20 protein-coding genes are annotated in these 23,603 nt (G+C 72.0%); 15 read left to right on the top strand and 5 right to left on the bottom strand.

Annotated features, from left to right (window positions below):
- Window positions 1-60: 60 nt before the first annotated feature.
- Complete coding sequence (locus C1729_RS01275; protein ID WP_102508019.1) at window positions 61-984, top strand: hypothetical protein; 924 nt, start codon at window positions 61-63, stop codon at window positions 982-984.
- Window positions 985-1,059: 75 nt separating this feature from the next.
- Here C1729_RS01275 and C1729_RS01280 read toward each other — a convergent pair whose 3' ends face one another.
- Complete coding sequence (locus tag C1729_RS01280) at window positions 1,060-1,923, bottom strand: DUF3097 domain-containing protein (RefSeq protein ID WP_102508021.1); 864 nt, start codon at window positions 1,921-1,923, stop codon at window positions 1,060-1,062.
- A gap of 149 nt (window positions 1,924-2,072) precedes the next feature.
- Between C1729_RS01280 and hrcA the strand changes: the two genes are divergently transcribed.
- Genes hrcA through C1729_RS01295 form a run of 3 tightly spaced genes read left to right on the top strand, consistent with a single transcriptional unit; the run spans window position 2,073 to window position 5,094 of the window.
- Window positions 2,073-3,110, top strand: a complete 1,038-nt coding sequence (hrcA, locus tag C1729_RS01285) for a heat-inducible transcriptional repressor HrcA (RefSeq protein ID WP_242493666.1) — start codon at window positions 2,073-2,075, stop codon at window positions 3,108-3,110.
- Between the two features lie 59 nt (window positions 3,111-3,169).
- Window positions 3,170-4,282 (top strand): molecular chaperone DnaJ, encoded by a 1,113-nt coding sequence (gene dnaJ / locus C1729_RS01290; protein WP_102508024.1) that lies wholly within the window; start codon window positions 3,170-3,172, stop codon window positions 4,280-4,282.
- A gap of 44 nt (window positions 4,283-4,326) precedes the next feature.
- On the top strand, window positions 4,327-5,094 hold the full coding sequence (locus C1729_RS01295) for a 16S rRNA (uracil(1498)-N(3))-methyltransferase (RefSeq protein ID WP_102508026.1): 768 nt from the start codon (window positions 4,327-4,329) through the stop codon (window positions 5,092-5,094).
- A 79-nt stretch (window positions 5,095-5,173) separates the two neighbouring features.
- On the opposite strand, the gene C1729_RS01300 is transcribed toward C1729_RS01295, so the two are convergent.
- Entirely contained in the window at window positions 5,174-5,659 is a 486-nt protein-coding gene (locus C1729_RS01300) for a Gmad2 immunoglobulin-like domain-containing protein (protein WP_102508028.1), read from the bottom strand.
- Window positions 5,660-5,882: 223 nt separating this feature from the next.
- On the opposite strand from C1729_RS01300, the gene C1729_RS01305 reads away from it, so the two are divergent.
- The 11 genes from C1729_RS01305 to C1729_RS01355 all read left to right on the top strand — a co-directional run bounded on the left by C1729_RS01305 (window position 5,883) and on the right by C1729_RS01355 (window position 21,524).
- A complete protein-coding gene (locus C1729_RS01305) occupies window positions 5,883-7,007 on the top strand; it encodes a PhoH family protein (RefSeq protein WP_102508030.1) in 1,125 nt (374 codons plus the stop codon).
- Window positions 7,004-7,456 (top strand): rRNA maturation RNase YbeY, encoded by a 453-nt coding sequence (ybeY, locus tag C1729_RS01310; RefSeq protein WP_102508032.1) that lies wholly within the window; start codon window positions 7,004-7,006, stop codon window positions 7,454-7,456. The genes C1729_RS01305 and ybeY overlap by 4 nt, the downstream gene beginning before the upstream one ends.
- Window positions 7,453-8,736, top strand: a complete 1,284-nt coding sequence (locus C1729_RS01315) for a hemolysin family protein (RefSeq protein ID WP_102508034.1) — start codon at window positions 7,453-7,455, stop codon at window positions 8,734-8,736. The genes ybeY and C1729_RS01315 overlap by 4 nt, the downstream gene beginning before the upstream one ends.
- Window positions 8,733-9,641 carry a GTPase Era gene (gene era, locus C1729_RS01320; RefSeq protein WP_102508035.1) on the top strand — a complete coding sequence of 303 codons (909 nt, stop codon included), beginning with the start codon at window positions 8,733-8,735 and terminating at the stop codon, window positions 9,639-9,641. The genes C1729_RS01315 and era overlap by 4 nt, the downstream gene beginning before the upstream one ends.
- A gap of 2 nt (window positions 9,642-9,643) precedes the next feature.
- Entirely contained in the window at window positions 9,644-11,200 is a 1,557-nt protein-coding gene (locus C1729_RS01325) for an alpha/beta hydrolase family protein (protein ID WP_242493667.1), read from the top strand.
- Window positions 11,201-11,317: 117 nt separating this feature from the next.
- Window positions 11,318-13,546, top strand: a complete 2,229-nt coding sequence (locus tag C1729_RS01330) for a sulfur globule family protein (RefSeq protein WP_129590628.1) — start codon at window positions 11,318-11,320, stop codon at window positions 13,544-13,546.
- Between the two features lie 61 nt (window positions 13,547-13,607).
- Complete coding sequence (locus C1729_RS01335) at window positions 13,608-15,767, top strand: variant leucine-rich repeat-containing protein (RefSeq protein ID WP_102508040.1); 2,160 nt, start codon at window positions 13,608-13,610, stop codon at window positions 15,765-15,767.
- A gap of 218 nt (window positions 15,768-15,985) precedes the next feature.
- The gene (locus tag C1729_RS01340) at window positions 15,986-17,647 is read left to right on the top strand and encodes a variant leucine-rich repeat-containing protein (RefSeq protein ID WP_102508042.1); all 1,662 of its coding nucleotides are present in this window, start codon (window positions 15,986-15,988) and stop codon (window positions 17,645-17,647) included.
- Window positions 17,648-17,865: 218 nt separating this feature from the next.
- Window positions 17,866-19,641, top strand: a complete 1,776-nt coding sequence (gene leuA / locus C1729_RS01345) for a 2-isopropylmalate synthase (RefSeq protein WP_242493668.1) — start codon at window positions 17,866-17,868, stop codon at window positions 19,639-19,641.
- A gap of 166 nt (window positions 19,642-19,807) precedes the next feature.
- A complete protein-coding gene (recO, locus tag C1729_RS01350; RefSeq protein ID WP_102508045.1) occupies window positions 19,808-20,578 on the top strand; it encodes a DNA repair protein RecO in 771 nt (256 codons plus the stop codon).
- Window positions 20,579-20,729: 151 nt separating this feature from the next.
- Entirely contained in the window at window positions 20,730-21,524 is a 795-nt protein-coding gene (locus C1729_RS01355) for an isoprenyl transferase (RefSeq protein WP_207204549.1), read from the top strand.
- Here C1729_RS01355 and C1729_RS01360 read toward each other — a convergent pair.
- From C1729_RS01360 to C1729_RS01370, 3 genes are read right to left on the bottom strand one after another with little or no spacing between them, the layout of a single operon-like run.
- A complete protein-coding gene (locus C1729_RS01360; RefSeq protein WP_102508049.1) occupies window positions 21,491-22,276 on the bottom strand; it encodes a DedA family protein in 786 nt (261 codons plus the stop codon). The genes C1729_RS01355 and C1729_RS01360 overlap by 34 nt on opposite strands.
- Window positions 22,277-22,278: 2 nt before the next feature.
- Window positions 22,279-22,692, bottom strand: a complete 414-nt coding sequence (locus C1729_RS01365) for a Fur family transcriptional regulator (RefSeq protein WP_277985797.1) — start codon at window positions 22,690-22,692, stop codon at window positions 22,279-22,281.
- A gap of 11 nt (window positions 22,693-22,703) precedes the next feature.
- Window positions 22,704-23,603, bottom strand: coding sequence for a metal ABC transporter permease (locus C1729_RS01370; protein WP_102508052.1), 900 nt, complete (start codon window positions 23,601-23,603; stop codon window positions 22,704-22,706).

Genomic DNA, 23,603 nt, shown 5'->3' on the forward strand with positions numbered 1-23,603 from the left:
CACGTCGAACCGGGTTCGAGGGGAACCCGGTCCGTCCTGCCCCGATCCAAGGAGCATCCCATGTCCGACAGCAACCTTCCGCCGTACCCGGGCGGGTCCTCCGACCCCTACGGCCAGCAGCCGGCGGGAACTCCCGCGCAGCCTGACCCGTCGGCGCCGTACGGCGCGACGCCGCCTCCGCCGGCCGGGCAGCCGGCTTACGGGACGACGCCTCCTGCTGACCCGTACGGCGCTCAGCAGCCCTACGGTGCGCCGCAGCAGCCCTACGGTGCGCCGCAGCAGCCGTACGGTGCGCCGCAGAGCTTTGGTGCCGCGGCCGACCCGTTCGACATCGGCTCCGCGCTCACCTACGGCTGGGAGCGTTTCTCGTCGAACGCCGTCGCGCTCGTCGTCGGCACGCTCGCGTGGGTCGCGGGAGTGAGCATCGTCGTCACCATCCTCTGGGGGGTGCTCGTCGGCGGCAGCCTCTTCGCACTGCTCACCAGCCCTGACACGGCAGGGGTGTTCGCGGCCGGTTTCGGCGGCGGCTTCTTCCTTCTCGTCGTGCTCAGCGTCGTCCTCGGGTTGCTCGCGGAGGCCGGGCAGATCAACGCGTCGCTCGTCGTCACGCGCACCGGCCGGGTGGAGATCGGCGACTTCTTCAAGATCCCCAACCTCGGTCAGGTCCTGCTCGCGTCGCTCGTCCTCGTCCTGGCAGCGGCGATCACGGCGATCACCATCATCGGACCGCTCGTCGTCATGTTCTTCGGTCTCTTCGCGCTCCACTTCGTCATGGACAAGGGCATGGGCGCGATCGACGCGATCAAGGCGAGCATCGATGTCGTCAAGAAGAACCTCGGCTCAGCCATCCTGCTCACGATTGTCGTCTCGATCGTCTCCGCAGCGGGCAGCATCGTGCTTGTCGGATCGCTTGTGACGACCCCGATCGCGCTCGTCGCACTCGCGTTCGCCTACCGCCGCGTCATCGGCGAGCAGCCCGCCTGACGTTCCCGTCCGCGTGGCCCGTCGGCCCGGCACCCCGTCCGCGGGGCGCCGGGCCGCCGGCGTTCGAGGGGTGCGTCAGCCCGTGGGCTCGGTGACAAAGTCGATGAGTTCCTCGACGCGTCCGATGAGCGCGGGCTCGAGGTCCGTCCACGAGCGGACGGTTCCGAGGATCCGCTTCCAGCCGTGGGCGACATCGGCCTGGTCGGCGTGCGCCCAGCCGAGGTGGCGGAGGATCCCGACTTTCCACTCGACGGAACGATCGATGCGCGGCCAGGCCTCGAGCCCGACGCGTGCGGGCTTCACGGCCTCCCACACGTCGACGTAGGGGTGCCCGACGACCCTCACGGTGCCGGCGGGCGCGAGGCGCAGGACGGCGTCGGCGACGCGCTGCTCCTTGGAGCCTGCGACGAGGTGGTCGACGAGCACGCCGAGCCGGCGGGTGCGGTCGGGTGCGAAGTCGCGGACGTAGGCCTCGAGGTTGTCGACGCCGTCGAGGAGCTCGACGACGACGCCCTCGACGCGCAGGTCGTCGCCCCAGACCTTCTCGACGAGCTCGGCGTCGTGGCGTCCTTCGACGAGGATGCGCGAGCCGCGGGCGACGCGCGCCTGGGCGCCGCGGACGGCGACCGAGCCTGATGCGGTGCGTGTCGGGGCGGCGGGGGCGCGCGAGGTGACGGGCGCCTCGAGGATCACGGGCGCACCGTCGATCCAGAAGCCGGGGCCGAGCGGGAACGTGCGGGTGCGGCCGCGGGAGTCCTCGAGCTCGACGACGTGCATGCCGCCGGACTTCTCGACGCGGATGACGGCGCCGACCCAGCCGGTCGTCACCTCCTCGACAACCGTCCCGCGCTCGGCGGCGACGGGGCGCGCGGCGGGGCGGCGCCGGTGGTGGGTCGTGGGGTCGCCCCCGAGGACGTCGGATCCGTAGCGGTCGTGCATCCCGACACCTTAAGGCGGTGCAGTCGGCCAGCAGGGGAGCGTCGGGTGTGTGGCGTGCGTCGCTGACCGTCTGCGCCCGGACGCGGGTAGGATTGGCACTCGGACCCTGAGAGTGCGAATCTCCTGGGTGTGAGAGCTGAGGGAGGAGCATGATGTCGACGCACGGGACGGCCGCGGACCGCCGCCTCGACGTGCTCCGCGCGATCGTCGAGGACTACGTGACGACGCGCGAGCCCGTCGGCTCGCGCGTGCTCGCCGAGAGGCACCGCCTCGGTGTCTCGCCCGCGACGATCCGCAACGATATGGCTGTCCTCGAGGAGGAGGGCCTCATCGCGCAGCCGCACACGTCGGCCGGGCGTGTGCCGACGGACAAGGGCTACCGCCTTTTCGTCGACCGCCTCGCCGAGGTCAAGCCGCTCTCGCAGCCCGAGCGCCGCGCGATTACGTCGTTCCTCGACGGTGCGGTCGACCTCGACGACGTCATCGTCCGTGCTTCGCGCCTCCTCGCGCACCTCACTCAGCAGGTCGCCGTCGTCCAGTACCCGTCGTTGCGACGGTCGGGGCTGCGTCACCTCGAGCTCGTGCCCGTCGAGGGCTCACGCCTGCTCGTCGTCGTCATCACCGACACGGGCCGCGTCGTGCAGCGCACGCTCGAGCTGTCGTCCGACGTCGACGAGGAGTCGCTCGCACGCCTGCGGGCGCGCCTCAACGCGGCGTGCCTCGGCCGGCGGCTCCCCGAGATGCGCACCGCGCTCGAGTCGCTCCCGGAGCAGTTCGTCCCTGAGGAACGGCCGCTCCTCCGCGAGATCTCCGACCTTCTCGTCCACACGCTCGGCCTCGAGTCCGGCGAGCGCATCGTCCTCGCGGGGACGTCGAACCTCGCGCGTTCCGGGATGCGGTTCGAACATGCGCTGCGGCCCGTGCTCGAGGCGCTCGAGGAGGAGGTTGTGCTGCTCGGGCTCCTCACGGAGATGACCGAGGATTCCGCGGGCGTCGCGGTGCGCATCGGTCACGAGATGCCGCACGTCGGCCTCTCCGAGACGTCGGTCGTCACGGCGGGCTACGGCGCCGAGGGTGACGCGGTCGCGCTCCTCGGTTCGATCGGCCCGACCCGCATGGACTATCCGCAGACGATCGCCGCGGTGCGCGCGGTCGCGCGCTACCTCACCCGCATCATCACGACGTGACCGGGCCGGCGCGAGCCGCCGTCCCCTGACCGTTCCACCCACCACCAGGAAGAACCCCTGTGACGGACTACTACGAGATCCTCGGTGTGCCGAGAGACGCGACGCAGGACCAGATCAAGAAGGCGTACCGGAAGCTCGCGCGCGAGCTCCACCCGGACGTCGCCGGCGAGGAGGGCGCGGACCGCTTCAAGGATGTGACGCGCGCCTACGAGGTGCTCGGCACGGCGGAGAAGCGCCAGGCTTACGACATGGGCACGGATCCGTCGGCGCCGGGTGGCGGCCAGGCGGGCGGCTTCGGTTTCCAGGACATCTTCGAGACGTTCTTCGGTGGTGGTCAGGCCCAGCGCGGCCCCGTGCCGCGCACGCGGCGCGGCCAGGACGCGCTCCTGCGCCTCGACATCGACCTTGCGGAGGCCGCGTTCGGGGCTCGCAAGGAAGTGACGATCGACACCGCGCGCGTGTGCTCGACGTGCGGCGGCGCGTGCACGCGGCCCGGCACGTCCGTCCAGACGTGCGTCGTGTGCCAGGGCCGTGGCTCGGTCCAGCGTGTCGCGCGCTCGTTCCTCGGCCAGGTCATGACGACGCAGCCGTGCGCGGCGTGCCAGGGGCACGGCACGACGATCCCCGAGCCGTGCGTCGACTGCGCGGGCGAGGGTCGCGTGCGGACGCGCCAGACGATCTCGATCGACGTCCCGGCCGGCGTCGACACGGGCACGCGCATCAAGCTCTCCGGTCAGGGCGAGGTCGGCCCGGCGGGAGGCCCGGCTGGCGACCTCTACGTCGAGATCCGGGAGCGCAAGCACCCGGTGTTCGTGCGTCGGGGCGACGACCTCCACTGCACGCTCGAGGTGCCGATGACGGCGGCGGCGCTCGGCACGACGATCGAGCTCGAGACGCTCGACGGACCGCGAGACGTGACGTTCCCGCCGGGCACGCAGCCGGGCGACGTCGTGACGCTCGCCGACCTCGGCGTCGGGCACCTCCACGTCGGTGGACGCGGCGATCTCGACGTCCATGTCGACGTGCGCGTCCCGCACGACCTCGACGACGAGCAGGCCGAGCTGCTGCGCCGCCTCGCCGCGCTGCGCGGCGAGGAGCGTCCCGAAGCGAAGGTCGCCGCGGCGCACCCGAGCGTGTTCAGCCGCCTCAAGGACAAGCTCTCCGGTCGCTGAGCGACATCGGCGGAACAGTCGCGGAAAGGCTAGGGTCGACGACCATGAGCGCACCCGTCTTCCTCGCCGAGGCGTCCGGCATCGACCGGCTCGCGGCGGGCGACCACTACCTCCTCGACGGGCCCGAGGGCCGGCACGCGGGTGTCGTCCAGCGGCGCCGGCCGGGGGAGGCGGTCGACGTCGTCGACGGCGCCGGGGTGCGTGCCCGCTGCACGATCGAGTCGGTACGCGAGTCGGAGGTGAGGCTCGCCGTCGACGAGGTCGTCCACGAGCCCCTCCCGCAGCCGGCGCTCGTGCTCGTCCAGGCGCTCGCGAAGGGCGACCGCGACGAGATGGCGGTCGAGGCCGCCACGGAGGTCGGCGCGGACGCCGTCGTGCCGTGGCAGGCGTCGCGCTCGATCGTCGTGTGGCGTGGCGACCGCGCCGCGAAGTCGCGTGCTCGCTGGGTCGCGACCGTGCGCGCGGCGTCGAAGCAGTCGCGCCGGGCGCGTCTGCCGCGTGTCGAGGAGTCCGTGACGACGACGTCGCTTGCGGCGCGCACGCGCGAGGTCGTCGCGGCGGGCGGGGCCGTGCTCGTCCTCCCCCAGTCGGCCGAGCAACCGCCCGCGGGGGCTCGCGTGCCGGCTCCGGGGGAGGGCGTCGAGATCCTTGTCGTCGTCGGCCCGGAGGGCGGCATCGCCGCCGATGAGCTCACGGAGCTCGAAGAGGCGGGAGCTCAGACCGTGCTCCTTGGCCCGCACGTCCTGCGGACGTCGACGGCCGGACCGGTCGCGCTCGCGCTCCTCGCCCAGCGGCTCGGCCGCTGGGGCTGAGAATGGGCCGCCGACGACGACGGAGCCCGCACGATCTGCCGTGCGGGCTCCGTCGTGTCTCGGGCGGTGCGCGGCTCGGTCAGGACACCGTGAACGTCACGGCGACGGGACGCAGGGGTGTGCCGTCCTTGGCGCTCGCCTCGAAGACCTGGACGACCCACTCGCCCGGCTCGAGGTCGACCGTGAATGCGAACGGCGCGATCTCACCGTTCGCGCCGGTGTCGGCCGAGCCCTGCTGCGCAGGGTCCTCGGCGCTGCCGCCGACCGGGTAGACGAGCCACGAGAGCGTGCCTTCGAACGCGGTGGCCTCGCCCGTGACCTCGACCGTGGGGCCCTCGACGGTCGCGCCCTCGAGCGGGGCGGCGAGAAGCGTCGTGTCGTTGACGGCGGGGGGGACCGTGACGAGCGGGGTGGTCGACGTGCCGGACGCCGGCGTTCCGCTGCTCGACGTGATGGACGCCCCGGGGGCGGTGCCCGTGGGCGCGGGGTCGGCACCTGTCGTGCAGCCCGCCATGACCGCGGCAGCGGCGGCGAGCACGAGGACAAGGGTGGGACGGCGGCGCATCAGAGGGAACCTCTCGGAGGGGAAGGCGATGGGACACGTCCATCGTCACCCGACGTCCGTGCAGGTGCCGCGTCGAAAACCACTTCGTGGCCGAGCCGAGACCAACGTGAGACAGCGACGAGACCCGCGGTCCGTGAGAGCACGCAGCGCCGCTCGGTAGACTCGGACCGACGGCGCCTCCCGGCGTCGCACGCTCCCGGAAGGTCGACAGCGCACGCGCCCCATGGACGATCGCACACGCACCCCCGCCGCAGGACGCCGTCGCGGCACACCTCCCACGTCGTCGACGCCGACGGACGACGGTCCGCGCACCCGCGGACAGGCTCGGCTCGAGCACCGGATCGTCGTGCCGCCCCAGGTCCCCATGGTGGCGCTCCTCGGCACGGGCGACGCCGTGCTGCGCGCGCTCGAGGACGGCTTCGGGCGCGTCGACTTCTTCGTCCGCGGCAACGAGATCACGGTGACAGGCCCCGCGGGCGACGTGGGCCTCGCGGTGCGTCTCGTCGACGAGCTCGTCGAGGTGTGCTCGTCGGGCACCCCGCTCGGGCCCGACGTCGTCGCGCGGTCGATCGCGATGCTCACCGAGCCCGGCGGTGCGCGCCCCGCGGACGTCCTCACGGTCGACATCGTCTCGTCGCGCGGCCGGACGGTCCGCCCCAAGACCGTCGGGCAGAAGCGCTACGTCGACGCGATCGACGCGTCGACGATCACGTTCGGCATCGGGCCGGCCGGAACCGGCAAGACGTACCTCGCGGTCGCGAAGGCCGTCCAGGCGCTCCAGGACCACAAGGTGTCACGCGTCGTCCTCACGCGGCCCGCGGTTGAGGCCGGCGAGCGGCTCGGCTTCCTGCCCGGGTCGCTCACCGAGAAGATCGACCCCTACGTGCGCCCGCTCTACGACGCGCTCCACGACATGCTCGAGCCCGACTCGATCCCACGGCTGCTCGAGGCTGGCACGATCGAGGTCGCGCCGCTCGCGTACATGCGCGGCCGTACGCTTAACGACGCGTTCGTCATCCTCGATGAGGCGCAGAACACGACGCCCGAGCAGATGAAGATGTTCCTCACCCGCCTCGGCTTCGGCTCGACGATGGTCGTCACGGGCGACACGACGCAGATCGACCTGCCCGGCGGCGTGCGTTCGGGCCTCAAGGTCGTCGAGGACGTCCTCGTCGGTGTCGACGACGTCGAGTTCTGCCACCTCACGAGCCAGGACGTCGTCCGGCACCGCCTCGTCGGTGAGATCATCGAGGCATACGCACGCTGGGACGTCACCCAGCCCGGTCTCGCGTCCCGCGGGACCTCCGACCCCCGGCAAGGTCCGGGGCGCACCGAGAGGCGATCATGACGATCGAGGTCAACAACGAGTCCGGGTTCGAGGTCGACGAGGCCGAGTTCGCGGCGATCGGACGCTTCGTGCTCGACGCGATGCACCTCCACCCGCAGACCGAGCTCTCGATCCTCATGGTCGACACCGATGTCATGACGGACCTCCACGTGCAGTGGATGGACGAGCCAGGCCCCACCGACGTCCTGTCCTTCCCCATGGACGAGCTGCGTCCCGGGTCCGAGGACGAGCCGACGCCCGCAGGGCTCCTCGGTGACGTCGTGCTGTGCCCCGAGGTTGCGGCCGCCCAGGCGCTCAAGGCCGGCCACTCGACCGAGGAGGAGATGCTCCTCCTCACGACGCACGGGATCCTCCACCTCCTCGGCTACGACCACGCCGAGCCCGAGGAGGAGAAGGAGATGTTCGCGCTCCAGCGACACCTCCTGCTGACGTTCCTCGCCTCCCGATGACGGGCCTGCTCCTCGCGCTCGCCGCCGCCGGCATCGTCCTCGCAGCCCTCCTCAGCGCGGGCGAGACCGCGGTCCTCAGGGTGACGCGCGCGTCGGTCGCGCTCATCGTCGCGGAGGGCGGGCCGCGCGCCCGTCGCGTCGAACGTCTCGCGGCCGACCCGCGCCGCACCGCGTCCGCCGCGTCGTTCCTCCGCATCCTCGGCGAGATGGTCGCAACCGCGTGCATCACGCTCTCCCTCGAGGAGATGCTCGACGTCTGGTGGCAGGTCCTCGGGCTCGCCGTCGTCGTCTCGACGCTCGTCGCGCTCGTCCTCGTGCGGCTGAGCCCCCGGTCCTTCGGGCGCCACCACCCGGCCCGGGTCCTCACGGTGCTCTCGGGGCTCCTTGCGATCGCGCTGCGCCTCGCCGGATGGGCGGCCGGCGCGAACCGGCAACTCGTCGCGACCGACGAGCACACGGAGCACGAGCTGCGCGAGATGGTCGATCGTGTCAATGAGTCGGAGGTCATCGAGGCTGAGGAGCGCGAGCTCATCCGGTCGGTGTTCGGGCTCGGCTCGACCCTCACGCGCGAGGTCATGGTCCCGCGCACGGACATGGTGACGACGCCCGCGTCGACGCCGCTGCGCAGCGCGCTGCACCTCTTCCTGCGCTCCGGGTTCTCGCGCGTCCCCGTCGTCGGCGACTCCGAGGACGACGTGCGCGGCGTTGTCTACTTCAAGGACGTCGTCGCGCGGCTCCAGGCCGCGGACGCGGGCGACGGGGGGACGGTCGTCGACGTCATGCGTGCCGCGTACTTCGTCCCCGAGTCACGGCCCGCGGACGACCTCCTGCGTGACTTGCAGGCGGCGCGCTCGCACATGGCGCTCGTCATCGACGAGTACGGCGGCACGGCAGGTCTCGTGACGATGGAGGACGCAATCGAGGAGATCGTCGGTGAACTCACCGACGAGCACGACCAGGCGGCCGTCGAGGCCGTCGAGGTCTCGCCCGGCGTCTTCCGTGCGCCGGCACGCACGAGCCTCTGGGACCTTTCCGAGCTGCTCGGCACGGTCGTCACGGACGACGACGTCGACACAGTCGCGGGCCTGCTCGCGAAGGCTCTCGGGCGCGTTCCGCTGCTGGGGTCGAGCGCCGACGTCGCCGGTCTCCACCTCGTCGCCGAGAAGGTCGAGGGACGACGCAAGCGCGTGTCCTCGATCCTCGTCACGCGGCTCGATCCCGACCAGGACGACGACGCTGAGGACCGCCCCGCCCCCTCCGACCGAAGGACCGACGCATGACCGCCACCGACCACCGTTCTGGGTTCGCGTGCCTCGTCGGGCGCCCGAACGCGGGCAAGTCGACGCTCACGAACGCGCTCGTCGGCGAGAAGGTCGCGATCACGTCGGGCCGTCCGCAGACGACGCGCCACACGATCCGCGGCATCGTCCATCGCGACGACGCCCAGCTCGTGCTCGTCGACACGCCCGGCCTCCACCGTCCGCGCACGCTGCTCGGCGAGCGCCTCAACACGCTCGTGCGGGACACGCTCGCCGAGGTCGACGTCGTCGTCTTCTGCCTCCCGGCCGACCAGAAGGTCGGGCCGGGCGACCGCTTCATCGCGAGCGAGCTCGCGCCCCTCATGACCGGGCGGCGGCGCACGCCCGTCGTCGCCGCCGTGACGAAGTCGGACACGGTCGGGCGCGCCGAGCTTGCCGAGCAGCTCCTCGCCGTCGCGACCCTCGGCGAGTGGGACGACGTCGTGCCCGTCTCGGCACGTGACGGCTTCCAGGTCACCGAGCTCACCGACGTCCTCGTGCGGCACCTCCCGGAGGGCCCCGTGCTCTACCCGGACGGAGAGCTCACCGACGAGCCCGAGGCCGTCATGGTCGCCGAGCTCGTCCGTGAGTCCGCGCTCGAGGGCGTGCGCGACGAGCTGCCGCATTCGCTCGCGGTCGTCGTCGACGAGATCGTGCCGCGCGCCGACGGCCGGGTCGTCGACGTGCGCGTCAACCTCTTCGTTGAGCGGGACTCGCAGAAGGGCATCATCATCGGCCGCGGGGGCTCACGACTGCGCGAGGTCGGGACCCGCGCCCGGACGGGCATCGAGCGTCTCCTCGGCCAGAAGGTCTTCCTCGACCTCCACGTCAAGGTCGCCAAGGACTGGCAGCGCGACCCCAAGCAGCTGGGCCGACTGGGCTTCTGAGCGTGGCGCGCGCACGGGGCGGCTGGGGGAGGACGGCGACGACGGCGGCGGCGTTCGCCGTCCTGCTCGCAGTCGTCGGCGCGGTCGCCGGGCCTACGTGGGACCCGGTCCCCGTGCCGGAACAGCTCCGGGTGAACGTCACCGACACGTCGATCGCGGGTGCCGAGGGAACGACACCGGTGGGGACGCACGACGTCGTCACGGAACGCGTCGTCCTCACGATCGGCGACGACGACGTCGACGCGACGGTCCGCTCGCCCGCGGGCGTCGCCGGCACCCCTGGCGTCGTCTTCGTCCATGGTGCCGGGACGAAGGAGTCGGACAAGGCCTTCGTCGGGCAGGCGGTCGCGCTCGCGAGCGCCGGTGTCACGACCGTCGTCCCGGCGAAGCGTCCAGAGTTCTCGTCGCTCAGGCACCGGGACTACGAGGAGATGGCGCGCGACTACGCAGCCGCGGTCGCCTACCTGCGGACGCTGCCGACGGTCGTCCCGGACCGGGTCGGCGTCTACGCGGAGTCCGAGGGGACGTGGATCGCGCCGCTCATGGCGCGTGACGACCCGACGCTCGCGTTCGTCGCGCTCGTCTCCGCGCCCGTCGTGCCACCGCGCGCCCAGGCCGCGTTCGCGGTCGACAGCTACCTGCGCAACACGGGTGTGCCCGAGTCCGTGTTCCGTGCGATCCCGCGCGCGGTCGGCATGGAGCTGCCCGGCGGGGGGATCGACTACGCGGACTTCGACGTCGACCCGTACTTGCCTGCGCTCCAGATGCCCGTGCTCGTCGCCTACGGGACCGACGACTCCTCGATGCCCGTCGTCCAGGGGACGCGGGACATCATCTCGGCGCTCACGACCGCCGGCAACGGCGACGTGCTCGTCCGCTTCTACGGCGGTGCGAACCACGGGATCAAGGTCGACGGACGGCTCTCGCCGGCGTTTGCGGCCGACCTCACGGGGTGGGTCCTCGGACTGCCGGAGACCGGGTCCGGGACGCCGCGCGTCGCCGGCGCGCAGCCCTTCCAGAGGTACCTCGCCCTCGACGTCCCCGCACCCCACTGGTTCGGCTCGGGCGACACGGTGCTCATCATCGTGCTCGTCGGGCTCGGCCTCGTCGCCGCCGGTGGGGTGATCACGGTGGCCATGAGGGTCCGGGACCGGCGGCGCGCGGTCCCGCGGGCCGAGCGTGGCGTCGACGGGGTTGTCGCGCGCCAGCTGGTTCTGCTCCCGGTGCTCGCCCTCGTGACGCTCGCCGGGCTCGTCGCCTACCTCGTCGCGATCGCCCGCCTCGCGGTCGACTACGAGCGGGACGCCTGGGTCGTGTGGGGCGGGTGGTTCGTGGTGCGTCTCGTCGGCCTCGCGGTCCTCGTCGTCGCAGCGGTGCTCGTCGAGCGGGTCATCGACCACCGTGCGGGAACGCGCGAGGCGCTCGAGCTGGGCGAGGCGCCCCCACGCGTGCTCGTCCGGGGGCGTGCCGCCTGGTGCGCCACGGTCGCCACCGTCGCCGGGACCAGCATCGTCGTCCTCATCCTCGCGTACTGGGGCGTCTACCAGCTCGGGATCTGACGCTCCGAGGTTCGGCGGGCGGTCACGCACAGGTCACGGTAGATTCGCACCGACGCGCTCAGGGCGTGTCCGGTCGAGCATGCCGTGCGGGCGTGGCAGACGGAGGAGGACTTCCACATGGATGAGAACGTGGGCGGCACGCCCCTCGGTGACACCACCGAGTCGGCTCCGGCCGAGAACACCGCTCCCCGCGGGCGGTTCGACGACATCACCGACGGGGACCACGTGCGTGACCTGCTCGGTGTCGTCGCGATCGTTCTGGCGCTGCAGCTCCCGTGGAGCGCGGCTGGCGGCGCGACCGACGTCCCCTGGGCGCTCGCCTCGCTGCTACTCCTCGTCGTCCCGCTCGCGCTCCCGTACCTCGCGCGTCTCGGCGCCCTGCCCGCTGCGTGGACCGTGCACTCGACCCGCCGGGCGCGCGTCCTGCTCGCGCTGCCCACGGCCGCTGCCGCGATCGCGCAGATCGTCCTCGACGCCGCGAGCGTCGACGGGCACCGGGGCGTCGGTGCGGGTGTCGGCATTGCGCTGACGGCAGCAGCGCTCGCGGCCGTCCCGCGCGCGTGCGAGCTCGGCCCGGTCGAGCTCGACGGCGCCACCACCAGGTCGTGGCGGGCGACGACGCTCGTCGTGGGAATCCTCGCTGCGCTCGCACCCGTGGCATGGCTGACCCTCGTCGTCGTCCAGCGGCTCCAGGTGGCCGAGCCGATCCGAAAACTCGACGAGCTGGACGGTCTAGTGACGGCCATCGCCGTGACGACGACCACCGTCCTCGTCGCCCTTGTGCTCCCCGCCGTCCTCGCGGCGTTCACTGGCACGGCCCTGTGGCGCCGCGCGTCGGTCGTCGTCGCGGCGACCTGGGCGGCTGTGCTCTTCGCGTCGGGCGGTACCGGCGCAAGCTCCGCGCTGGAGTCGGTCCGCACGCTCGTCACCTTCAAGGACGGCGACGACACGTACGTCACGGGCATCGCGGCACTCGGGTTCGGGCTCGTCCTCGTCGGGGTCCTCGCCGCCCTCACGACGTCGCCCGCGGTGGTCCGCGCCGCGAAGCCTGAGGGCGATCCCGCGATCGGCTGGTTCGTCACGGCGCGCGGGCTGCTCGCCCTGCTCGGTGCGCTCGCCGGCGTGCTCGCCGCGGTCACGCTCGTCGTCGCGATCGACGACCGCAAGATCCCCGGAGGATCGGTCGGCACGGAGTGGTTCGGCATGCATGGTGAGGCCTCGCCCGGTCTGAGCGAGCTCATCCCCGGTGCGGTCGTCGCCCTCGTCCTCGGGGGTGTCGCGCTCAAGGTGCGTTCGATGCTCGTCGGCCGGCCGGCCGACGCCCGTCGCCCGGCGCTCGCGGCGACCGCGGCGCTTCTCGGCCTCGGCATCGTCCTCGTGGTCGTCTCGCGCCTCGACGAGGCGAGCGCGGTCGCTCCGGCCGCGCACGTGGGTCTGCTCACGCTCGTCCTCGGTGTCGGACTCCCGGTCGCGGTCCTCGCGTGCCTCACGCTGCCGAGCGCCGTCCGCTCGCACATCGCGGCGAACCCCGCGACGCCACGTCCGGGTGGTGTCGAGTCCGCCTTCGTGTGGCGGCCCCAGGTTGCGGCGCTGCGGTCCGCTCCCGCGGCACCCGCGCCGAGCGCCCCGTCCGCCCAGGGGTCTCCTGCCGCGTCGTACGGCTATCCGCAGGCCCCGGGCCCGGCGTACGGTGTGACCCCGGCACCCGTGGGCGTCACCCAGCGGCCCGCACCTGCGGGGGCGCCTGCCGTGGGTGCGCCCGGCTATGGTGCTCCTGCCGAGCAGCCGGCCTACGGTGCGCCTGCTGGGCAGCCGGCCTACGGTGCGCCTGCTGGGCAGCCGGCCTACGGTGCGCCTGCTGGGCAGCCGGCCTACGGTGCGCCTGCTGGGCAGCCGGCCTACGGTGCGCCTGCTGCCGAAGCCCCGGGGTCGGTGCCGGAGGCGGCACCCGCGGCGGAGGTCGCGACCGGGTCGTCCCCGGTCGACGGGGCCGAGGCCGAGGCGCCGTCCGCGGACGCAGGGACGTCGTCGGTGGACCTGACGGAGCAGTCGTCCGGTGCGGATGCCGCTCCGGCCGGCGAGCAGATCACCGAGGTGCTCCGGCTCGACGATGCCGGTGCCGCGGGCGTCTCCGAGCCGTCGACCCGTGCCGAGGCTGGATTCACGTGGGCCCAGGCGATCGACCCGCAGACGTCGGCGACGACGCTCGCACAGATCGCTCAGGACGCGCCGACACTGCGGGCCGCGCTCGCCGCCAACCCCTCGACGTACCCGGCGCTGCTCGAGTGGCTCGGGCAGCTGGGTGACGCCGAGGTCGACGACGCGCTACGCTCTCGCACGGCCTGAGAACGAACGAAAACGACAATCACGCCACGCTTTGAAGCCGTGGCTGTCAAGGGGGAGAACGATGACACAGGACCAGGCGCGAGATCTCGCGCTCGACCCGACGACACCTGGTGCGCAGCTCGCGGAGATCGCGACGCACCGTCCCGACCTCCGGGCGCTCGTCGCTGCGCACCCGAACGCCTACCCGGCGCTGCTCGAGTGGCTCCGAGGGCTCGGGGACCCAACCGTCGTCGCGGCCGTCGACGCTCGGCCGGGCACTGCGGCACCGCTCGTGCCGCAGTCGCACCCGCTGCCCCCGGGGGGTGCGCAGCAGGTGCCGGCCCAGGTGAGCGCCTGGAGCCACGGCGGCGAGGTGCATGACGACCCTGCCGCCGTGGCGGCCCCCTACGGGGCGGTACCGGGTACCGAGGGCGGCTCGGTCGCCGGCTTCCAGCCGGGTGGACCGTCGTACGGTGCAGGTGCATCCGTCGCCGAGATCCAGGGCGCGCCGCGCCGCCGTCGCAAGGGACTTGTCGTCGCCGGTGCGGCCGCGGGTGTGGCCGTCGCGCTCGGAGGTGCCGCCCTCGCGGTCAATCACTTCATCCTCGACAAGGTCGACGGTTCCGAGACGCCACGTGCGGCGTTCGACCAGCTCGTGACGGGCCTCGAGAAGAAGGACGCGCTCGCGATGCTCGGTGCGATGTCCCCGGCAGAGGTCTCGTCGCTCTCCGGGATGCTCGACGCGTCTCTCAAGAGCGCAGAGGGCTCGTCGTCCGCGACGAGCATCAAGGCGTTCACCGACGTCCTCGACTCGCTGACAATCACGACGTCGGGTGTCACGACCACCGAGACGACCCTCCAGGACGGCCTCTCGAAGGTCGAGGTCACCGCGGGCACCATCACGCTCGACGGTGACCCGGCGAAGATCGGCGACGCGTTCGTCAAGTTCTGGGACGAGGCCATGGCCCAAAACCCCGAGCTCTCGAGCCTGCTCGAGACGTACGGTGCGGGCGAGTCGCTCGATGCTCAGTCGTTGCGTGGTGAGCTCGTCACGCAGCTCGAGGAGGCGCTCCCCGCCACCGCCGACTTCGCGGACCTCGCTCGCGAGAGCAACCCGCTCTTCGTCGTCACGGTCAAGGAGGACGACGCCTGGTACGTGAGCCCGTACCTCACGTTCGGTGAGGCAGCCTATGTCTCGAGCGGCTCGAGCACCCCGCGAGGCACGATGCTCGGCGAGGGCAAGGGCACCGGGTTCGGCTCCCCGGAGGCTGCCGGCGACGGGCTCGTCCGCGCGATCCTCTCGGGTGACGTCGACGCGATCGTCGCGTCGCTCCCGCTGCCCGAGCGCCGTGTGCTCTCCGTGTACCTGCCGGCCGGGCAGACGTTCCCCGTCCCCGTGACCGTGGATGGCACGTTCACCACGTCGGAGACGAAGGGCGACCGCGCCCGCATCGTTCCGAAGGGGCTGAAGATCGCGGCCACCGACGGTGGTCCGTCCGTCACGCTCGACGGCCCGTGCCTCACGGTCTCGGACCCGACGAGCGGCAAGGACGGCAGGATCTGCACGGACGAGGCGCCTCTCCTCTCCGAGCTCGGCCTCGCAAAGCTCGGCCTCGTCGCGGTCTCCGAGGGCGGCACGTGGTTCGTCAGCCCCACCGAGACGATCGTCGACGGCGCCCGTATCCTGTCGGACGCCACCCTTGAGCTCCAGAAGTCCGGCAAGCTTGACGACGAAGCCTGGCTCACCGAGCGTTCGACCGCTCTCGTCGAGTACCTCGCCAGTCAGCCCCTCTTCGCGGACTTCGCCTCGATGCTCGGTGAGCAGGCGATGAGCGGTGGCGGGCTCGGTGCCCTAGGCGGGCTCGGCGGGCTCGGCGCGCTCGACGGGGCGGACGACACCGGCACGGGCCTCGACGGGCTCGGGGCGGGGGACGAGGCCGCACGCACATCGTTCCTTGAGTCCGACCTCGCAAACGCCGGCGGCTACGTCGCGATGTTCCTCGTCGAGAGCACCGCCGAGGCCGCGAACTACGCGCGGGGGATCGATCTCGACGGCGGCGCGAGCCTCCTTGCCGCTGCGGGCGTCGTACCGTCCGACGGCGTGAGCATCACGGTGTCCGAGCTCGACGTGAGCACGGAGGCGGCGACATACTGCATCGTCGCGACCGACGACACGGGCATTGCTGCCGGTCGTTCGATCGACGAGACGCACGTCATCTACGAGTCGCTCACGTGCTCGTGATCCGCTGACGCCGCGTGGTGTCACGAGGCCCGTCCTCCCGGCCGAACGATCGGCGAGGACGGGCCTCGTCGCGTCCGGGGCGGCGTCCGGGGTGGGTGAGCGGGGGCGGTGAGGGCCGGTGACGAGCGGGGGCTCGGCAGGTAGGCTCACCGCGGGACCCATCAGGGAGGTCCTCGGACGCCGCACGTCCGCCGCCCACGACGCACAGGGAGCGTCTCATGGTGAACGACCCGTGGTACGACCGCGTCTGCGATCCGACGACCGACGCCGCAGAGCTCGCACAGATCGCCGCGCACAGACCTGACCTCCGCGCCCACGTCGCCTCGCACCCGCAGGCCTACCCGGAGCTCCTCGCGTGGCTGCGGGACCAGGGCGACCCGCACGTGGCCGCCATCGTCGACTCCCGGGTGCACGCCGCTGCCGTGCCGCCGTCGGGCGCCCCCGCGTACGCGTATCCCGTGGCGGACGCCGCGGGCACCAGCACCCCTCACGTCCCGACGTACATGGCACCGGGACATGCGGAGGCTGCGTACGACGGCTGGGCGTCGCCCGCGCACGAGCTCTCGGTGGAGACGTCCGCGACGCCACCGCGTCGCCGCAAGGGCATCGTCATCGCGGGCGTCGCGGCGGGTCTCGCGCTCGTGCTCGGCGGTGGCGCGTTCGCCGTCAGTGAGTTCATCGGAGGGAAGTTCAAGCCGGCCGCGTCCCCCGAGCAGGCGGCCGAGAGGCTCGTCGACGCCGTCGCGGCCAAGGATCTTCTCGGCATCGCGGGCATCATGTCGCCGGCCGAGACCGGGGCCCTCCGGGACGTCGTCGCGGACTCGTCGACGAGCAGCGGTTCGGTCGGGTCGAGCGTCAAGCAGGCAGCCAGGGCGCTCGATGTGCTGAAGATCTCCGTCGAGGGCGTGAAGACACGTGTCGTGGACCTCCAGGACGGACTCGCACGGGTCGAGCTCACCGACGGCACGCTGACGGTCGACGGTGACCCGGCCAAGCTCGCCGACATTGTGCTCGAGAACCTCGACTCGCTGCCGATGACGGACCTCGGGTCGGTCGACCGCGAGGAGACGCGCGACGCGATCGTCGACCAACTGGCCGGTGAGCTGCCGTACCGGGTCGACCTCGGACGGATCGCCGCGGAGGAGGACGTCCCTGTCTTCGTCATGGCTGTCGAGGAGGGCGGCGGCTGGTACGTGAGCCCGTACCTCACGCTGGGAGAGATCGCCTACCTCGACTCGGGCACGGACGCGCGGCGCGGGACGATGCTCGGCGTCGGCGAAGGAGCCGGCGGCGAAACTCCGGTCGAGGCTGCTGACGCGCTCGTCCGCGCGGCCGCGCGAGGTGACATGCGTGGACTCGTCGCCGGGCTCTCGCTCGCGGAGCGTCGCGTGCTGTCGGTCTACGCGGACACGTCGAGGCTCGACATCGACGACATCGTGGTCCACGGGACGTTCTCCCAGATCGAGGCGGGCCCACGGCGTGCGCTCGTCGTGCCCGACAACCTGAGTCTCGTGGCCGATTCCTACGACGGCCGGACGACGGTGACGTTCGACGAGGTGTGCGTCGACGTGGATCTCAGCTATGACGGGTATGGACGGCTGTGCCTCGACAAGGCCCCGCTCGTCTCGGACCTCGGCCTCGGGGGAGCGGCGTTCGTCATGGTCAAGGAGGGGGACGAGTGGTTCCTGGCGCCGACGGAGTCCGTCGTCCGTGCGGTCTCCCTCGCCCAGAACGCCGCGTCCTCGCTCGAGAAAAGCGGCACGCGCCTCGACGCCGCCTGGGTCGAGCGGGAGGCGGGTCGGCTCGCCGACCACCTCGGAGCGGACAACCCGCTCCTTGACCTGCCTGTTCTCTCCGACCTCCGCTACTTCTACTACTGACGGGTGATCCGGGACCCCGGACGACGAACGTCCCGGGTCCCGGACGCCGTTCCCGGCACGGCACCGCCGCGGAGTAGAGTGACAACGTGCGCCGTGCTGCGCAGCATTTGCTGCTCCTTCGCTGCCGCGACGAGGCCTGATCGGTCGGATCCTCGTCGCGGTGGTTGGTGTGCCGACCGGCAAACCCCGCTGAGCAGCACCAGACGAAGGACCCCATGATGAACACGCACGTCCCCACACACGACGGTTTCCCCGGCGGCCCGCAGCAGCCCTCCGGGATGCCGGTGCACAAGTATCTCCCGTTCGCACAGCAGATCGTTGTCGACCTGCCGGACCGCACGTGGCCCACCCGGACGATCACCCAGGCTCCGCGCTGGTGCGCGGTCGACCTGCGCGACGGCAACCAGGCCCTCATCGAGCCGATGAACCCCGAGCGCAAGCTCACGATGTTCAAGCTGCTCGTCGACATGGGCTACAAGGAGATCGAGGTCGGCTTCCCGTCGGCCTCGCAGACCGACTTCGACTTCGTCCGCCTGCTCATCGAGGGCGGGCACATCCCTGACGATGTCGTCATCCAGGTGCTCACCCAGGCGCGCGAGCACCTCATCGCGCGGACGTACGAGTCGCTCGAGGGCGCCAAGCAGGCGATCGTCCACCTCTACAACTCGACGTCGATCCTCCAGCGCGAGGTCGTCTTCCGCACGGACGAGGCCGGCGTCACCGAGATCGCCGTCGACGGCGCCAAGCTGTGCCGCAAGTACGAGCACACGATCCCGGACACGCAGGTGTTCTACGAGTATTCGCCCGAGTCGTACACGGGGACCGAGCTCGAGGTGGCTGTGCGCGTGTGCAACGCGGTCCTCGAGGTCCTCGAGCCGACGCCCGAGCGCAAGGTCATCGTCAACCTGCCGGCGACTGTCGAGATGGCGACGCCCAACGTCTACGCGGACTCGATCGAGTGGGTGAGCCGCCACCTCGCGCACCGCGAGAACGTCATCCTCTCGCTGCACCCGCACAACGACCGCGGCACCGCCGTCGCGGCCGCCGAGCTCGGCTACCTCGCGGGCGCCGACCGCATCGAGGGTTGTCTCTTCGGCAACGGCGAGCGCACGGGCAACGTCGACCTCGTCACGCTCGGTATGAACCTCGCGAGCCAGGGCGTCGACCCGCAGATCGACTTTTCCGACATCGACGCGATTCGTCGCACGGTCGAGTACTGCAACCAGATCGGCGTCCACGAGCGTCACCCGTACGCGGGCGACCTCGTGTTCACCGCGTTCTCAGGTTCGCACCAGGACGCGATCAAGAAGGGCCTCGACGACATGGCGGCGCGCGCCGCGGAGCAGGGCGTCGGCGTCGACGATCTCGTGTGGGGCGTGCCCTACCTGCCGATCGATCCCAAGGATGTCGGGCGCTCCTACGAGGCCGTTATCCGCGTGAACTCGCAGTCCGGCAAGGGCGGCATTTCCTACCTCCTGAAGTCGGAGCGTCATCTCGACCTGCCCCGCAGGCTCCAGATCGAGTTCTCGCGCGTCGTCCAGGGCGTGACCGACGGCGAGGGGCGCGAGGTTTCGGGCGACGACATCTGGACGATCTTCGCCGACGAGTACCTGCCCGCGGCGCCGGGGGGCACCCTCGAGCCGTGGGGCCGCTTCGCCCTGCGCGGCACGCGGTCGACGAGCGTCGAGGACGGGCCCGACACCATCGCGGTCGACCTCGTCGACGGCGACGTGGCGGTGACGCTCGAGGGGCACGGCAACGGACCGATCGCGGCGTTCGTCGACGCCCTCTCACAGGTCGACGTGCACGTGAGCGTCCTCGACTACGCCGAGCACGCCCTGTCCGAGGGCGGCGATGCCACGGCGGCCGCGTACGTCGAGTGTGAGGTCGACGGCGCCGTGTTCTGGGGCGTCGGCATCGACCCGTCGATCACGACGGCGTCCCTCAAGGCCATCATCTCCGCGATCAACCGGGCGGGCCGCGCAGCTGCCTGACCTACGGAGCCGCGCGAGCCGCGCGGCGTCGGCGGGTGGACGTCGTTGACCGCGGTGCGTCAGTCTCGCGGCGCGGTCACGACCCTCGGACGCCGAGCGAGCGGTGCCCGGCCGGGACGTCCCGGCCGGGCACCCGCATGTCGGTGGCATGAGGGAGGATGGACCTGTGCCTCTCTACCGTGACGAAGGAGTGGTCCTGCGCGCCCAGAAGCTGGGCGAGGCGGACCGCATCGTCACGCTGCTCACCCGCGAGCACGGCAAGGTCCGTGCGGTCGGCAAGGGCGTGCGCCGCACGTCCTCGCGGTTCGGGGCGCGTCTCGAGCCGTTCATGTACGTGGACCTCCAGCTGCACGTCGGCCGCAGCCTCGACGTCGTCACGCAGGCGGAGACGCTCGGCGCGTTCGCGCGGCCCATCTGCGATGACTACGCGCTCTACACGGTCGGCGCCGTCATGCTCGAGACCGCCGAGAGGGTCGTCGCCGATGAGCGCGAGCCGTCGGTCCAGCAGTTCTGGTTGCTCGTCGGAGCGTTGCGTGCACTGAGCGAGCGCCGTCAGGACCCGGGTCTCGTGCTCGACTCCTACCTCGTGCGCGCGCTCGCCGTCGCAGGCTGGGCTCCAAGTTTCACCCGCTGCGGCCGCTGCGGCGCACCGGGCCCGCACCGTGCGTTCTCGGTCGCGCACGGTGGTGCGGTGTGCCCCGCCTGCCGTCCGCCGGGCTCGCCAGCACCCGCACCGGAGACGTTCGCGCTGCTCGCGGCGCTCCTCGAGGGAGACTGGGAGACCGCGTCGGCGACGGAACCACGGACACGGCGCGAGGCCTCGGGTCTCGTCGCGGCGTACAGCCAGTACCACCTCGAACGCTCGCTGCGGTCGCTGCGCATGGTCGACCGGGACGCGCACGCGCCGCGGCCACCCGCTCCCGAGCGCAGCGGGTAGCGTTCATCCGCGAGGCTCTCGTGCCGCGCGACGAGCGGAGCTCCGCCGCGCGTGCGAACGGCCAGCTCCGTGTCGCGCGGCGGTCCATCTGCCGCTCGTCGTCCCCGCCTTCCGGAGGTTCTCGCCGATGCCTCGTCCACCCCGTCCGTCCATGCGCACCTCGCCGCGTCCTGCGCCGCAGCGCCCGGACCCTCATCCGTCGGGAGCCCTGCCGCCGACGCTGCCGAGCGAGCTCGTGCCGCGGCACGTCGCCGTCGTCATGGACGGCAACGGGCGCTGGGCGAACGCGCGCGGCCTGCCCCGCACCGCGGGGCACGCGGCAGGCGAGGCCGCGCTGCTCGACGTCGTCGCGGGCGCGATCGAGATCGGCGTCACGCACGTCTCGGCGTACGCGTTCTCGACGGAGAACTGGAAGCGCAGCCCCGAGGAGGTGCGGTTTCTCATGGGTTTCTCCCGCGACGTGCTGCGCCGCCAGCGCGACACCCTCGACTCGTGGGGGGTGCGCGTGCGCTGGGCGGGCCGGCGGCCGCGCCTGTGGAAGTCGGTCATCACCGAGCTCGAGGAGGCGGAGCGTCGCACGCGTGACAACGATGTGTGCACGCTGACGATGTGCGTCAATTACGGGGGCCGCGCCGAGATCGCGGACGCCGCGCGGGACATCGCGCGTGACGTCGCGGCGGGTCGGCTCGACCCGGAGAAGGTCACCGAGCGTACCGTCCAGCGGTACCTCGACGAGCCGGACCTCCCCGACGTCGACCTGTTCCTCCGGAGCTCGGGCGAGCAGCGCACGTCGAACTTCATGATCTGGCAGTCGGCGTACGCCGAGCTCGTGTTCCTGCCCGAGCCGTGGCCCGATGTCGACCGCCGGGTGCTGTGGCACGCCGTCGAGGAGTACGCGCGCCGGGACCGGCGCTACGGGGCTGCGGTCGACCGTCCCGAGGGATGACCGGAGGGCTCCTCGGGCAGGGAGGTCCTGTTCTGCGCGTCGGCGGGCCCGGACGTGCGGTCCGATCGTGCGGACGAGGCGTCGGGCTCCGTCGGGACGTCGTGCTCCGTCGGGATGTCGTGCTCACCCGTGACGTGCGTGCCGTAGGGGAGGCCCGCGTCGTGCGCCTCGGCCGCGCGGCCGTGGAGCTCACGCACGGCCTGGAGCGGGCCGCCGGCCACGTCGAGCTCGGTGCGCGACCGTCGGGCAAGCTGGTGCCGACGGTGGAGAACGACGCCGGTGACGACAGCAGCGACGGCCGCCACGAGCGCGAGGAGCGCCCACGGCGACCCGGCGGCCGCGCTCACGACGGCGGTCCACGCGGCCCAGCCGACCGTCGCGTAGATCGTCGCGTGGGTGACGCAGCCGACGAGCATCGCCGCGGTGTAGCGGCCGTAGGGCATGCGGGTGACGCCGGCGGCCGCGTTGACGACGGTCTTCGTCCCCGTGAAGAGGAAGCTCAGGGGGACGACGAGAAGTCCCCAGCGGTTGAGGGCTGCGACGCCCGAGTCGACGCCGCCCTCGGTGAGCCACCGCTTGAACCGCCGCAGCAGGGGTGAGCGGGGCTCGCCCCTGGTGACGGCACGCTCGGTGAGCGTCCGCGCGAGCCAGTAGGTGATCTGGGTACGGACGACGACGATGAAGAGGAAGAACGCGAACATCCCGAGGAGGGGCGTCGTCGCGGCGTCGGGGATGAGTCCCGTGGCGAGCATGCTCAGCGCGCCTCGCCGACGGTCTCCGGATCGGCGGCGTCCTCGGCCGAGCACTCGGCGCAGAGCCCGAAGAGCTCGACCGTGTGCTCGATCCGCGTGAAGCCGTGACTGTCGCCGACGAGCGACGCCCACGCCTCGACGGTGAGGCCGTCGATCTCGACGGTCGTGCCGCACGCACGGCACACAAGGTGGTGGTGGTGCTCGCGTCGTGCGCAGCGCCGGTAGGCGAGCTCACCGTCGGAGAGCCGCAGGACGTCGACCTCACCGGCGGACGCAAGGGCCTGCAACGTCCGGTAGACGGTGGCGAGACCGACAGCGTCGCCGCGCGCCGTGAGCTCGTCGTGGAGCTGCTGCGCGGAGACGAACTCGGGGATCTCGGCGAGCGTCTCGCTCACGGCAAGTCGCTGGCGGGTCATGCGCTGCACGCTCATCCCTCCAGGACGACGTCGGTGGGCAGGTCGGGGTGCGGATCACGCCGACCCTGCCGCCCGCGCAGCACCGGATGGAGCGTGGCGACGACGGCGTAGGCCGCGATCGTCAGCACGACGATCATCGCACCGGGCGAGACGTCCCACCAATAGGTCGCGGAGAGTCCCACGACACACGCGACGACGCCGATGCCGATCGCGAGACGCATCGTCGTGACGAACGAACGTGTGAGGAGTTGGGCGACCGCGACGGGCACGATCATGAGCGCGGAGACGAGCAGTAGCCCGACGACGCGCATCGCGACCGTCACCGTGAGGGCGGCCATGACGGCGATCGCGACGTTGAGCAGCCGCACGGGCAGGCCGCTTGCGCGAGCGAACTCCTCGTCGTGCGAGACCGTGAAGAGGGCGGGCCGCAAGCCGACGCCGAGCCCGAGCACGACGAGCGCGAGCACCGCGGTGAGGACGAGGTCCCACGTCGTGACGACCGAGATCGAGCCGAAGAGGTACGCCATGAGGTTCGAGCTCTGGCCGCCCGCGAGCTGGATGATGATGACGCCGCCCGCGATGCCGCCGTAGAAGAGGAGCGCGAGCGCGACATCGGCGCTCGTGCGGCCCCGCTCGCGGACGACCTCGATGCCGACGGCGCCGACGACGGCCGCGATGACGGCGCCGGGAACGGCGAGCGCGTCGACCGGCGTGACACCGGCGGCCGCGCCGACGAGCCAGCCGAGCGCGACGCCCGTGAGGGCGACGTGGCCGATGCCGTCGCCGAGGAGGGAGAGCCGCCGCTGCACGAGGAACGTGCCCATGACGGGTGCGACGATCCCCACGAGGAGCGCGGCGAGGAGGCCGCGCTGCATGAGGGGCGTCGAGAGCATGTCGAGGATCTGGTCCAT

The sequence above is a fragment of the Sanguibacter massiliensis genome (genome assembly GCF_900240335.1).
Taxonomy (GTDB): Bacteria; Actinomycetota; Actinomycetes; order Actinomycetales; family Cellulomonadaceae; genus Flavimobilis; species Flavimobilis massiliensis.

What these genes read in the sequence shown, in the direction of transcription:
- C1729_RS01305 (WP_102508030.1), top strand. Translation starts at nt 5,883, where the DNA reads ATGGACGATCGCACACGCACCCCCGCCGCAGGACGCCGTCGCGGCACA.
- C1729_RS01340 (WP_102508042.1), top strand. Translation starts at nt 15,986, where the DNA reads ATGGTGAACGACCCGTGGTACGACCGCGTCTGCGATCCGACGACCGAC.
- C1729_RS01365 (WP_277985797.1), bottom strand. Translation starts at nt 22,692, where the DNA reads ATGACCCGCCAGCGACTTGCCGTGAGCGAGACGCTCGCCGAGATCCCC.
- C1729_RS01275 (WP_102508019.1), top strand. Translation starts at nt 61, where the DNA reads ATGTCCGACAGCAACCTTCCGCCGTACCCGGGCGGGTCCTCCGACCCC.
- ybeY (WP_102508032.1), top strand. Translation starts at nt 7,004, where the DNA reads ATGACGATCGAGGTCAACAACGAGTCCGGGTTCGAGGTCGACGAGGCC.
- hrcA (WP_242493666.1), top strand. Translation starts at nt 2,073, where the DNA reads ATGATGTCGACGCACGGGACGGCCGCGGACCGCCGCCTCGACGTGCTC.
- C1729_RS01335 (WP_102508040.1), top strand. Translation starts at nt 13,608, where the DNA reads ATGACACAGGACCAGGCGCGAGATCTCGCGCTCGACCCGACGACACCT.
- C1729_RS01330 (WP_129590628.1), top strand. Translation starts at nt 11,318, where the DNA reads ATGGATGAGAACGTGGGCGGCACGCCCCTCGGTGACACCACCGAGTCG.
- leuA (WP_242493668.1), top strand. Translation starts at nt 17,866, where the DNA reads ATGAACACGCACGTCCCCACACACGACGGTTTCCCCGGCGGCCCGCAG.
- C1729_RS01315 (WP_102508034.1), top strand. Translation starts at nt 7,453, where the DNA reads ATGACGGGCCTGCTCCTCGCGCTCGCCGCCGCCGGCATCGTCCTCGCA.
- C1729_RS01360 (WP_102508049.1), bottom strand. Translation starts at nt 22,276, where the DNA reads ATGCTCGCCACGGGACTCATCCCCGACGCCGCGACGACGCCCCTCCTC.
- era (WP_102508035.1), top strand. Translation starts at nt 8,733, where the DNA reads ATGACCGCCACCGACCACCGTTCTGGGTTCGCGTGCCTCGTCGGGCGC.
- C1729_RS01295 (WP_102508026.1), top strand. Translation starts at nt 4,327, where the DNA reads ATGAGCGCACCCGTCTTCCTCGCCGAGGCGTCCGGCATCGACCGGCTC.
- C1729_RS01300 (WP_102508028.1), bottom strand. Translation starts at nt 5,659, where the DNA reads ATGCGCCGCCGTCCCACCCTTGTCCTCGTGCTCGCCGCCGCTGCCGCG.
- C1729_RS01370 (WP_102508052.1), bottom strand. Translation starts at nt 23,603, where the DNA reads ATGGACCAGATCCTCGACATGCTCTCGACGCCCCTCATGCAGCGCGGC.
- C1729_RS01355 (WP_207204549.1), top strand. Translation starts at nt 20,730, where the DNA reads ATGCGCACCTCGCCGCGTCCTGCGCCGCAGCGCCCGGACCCTCATCCG.
- C1729_RS01280 (WP_102508021.1), bottom strand. Translation starts at nt 1,923, where the DNA reads ATGCACGACCGCTACGGATCCGACGTCCTCGGGGGCGACCCCACGACC.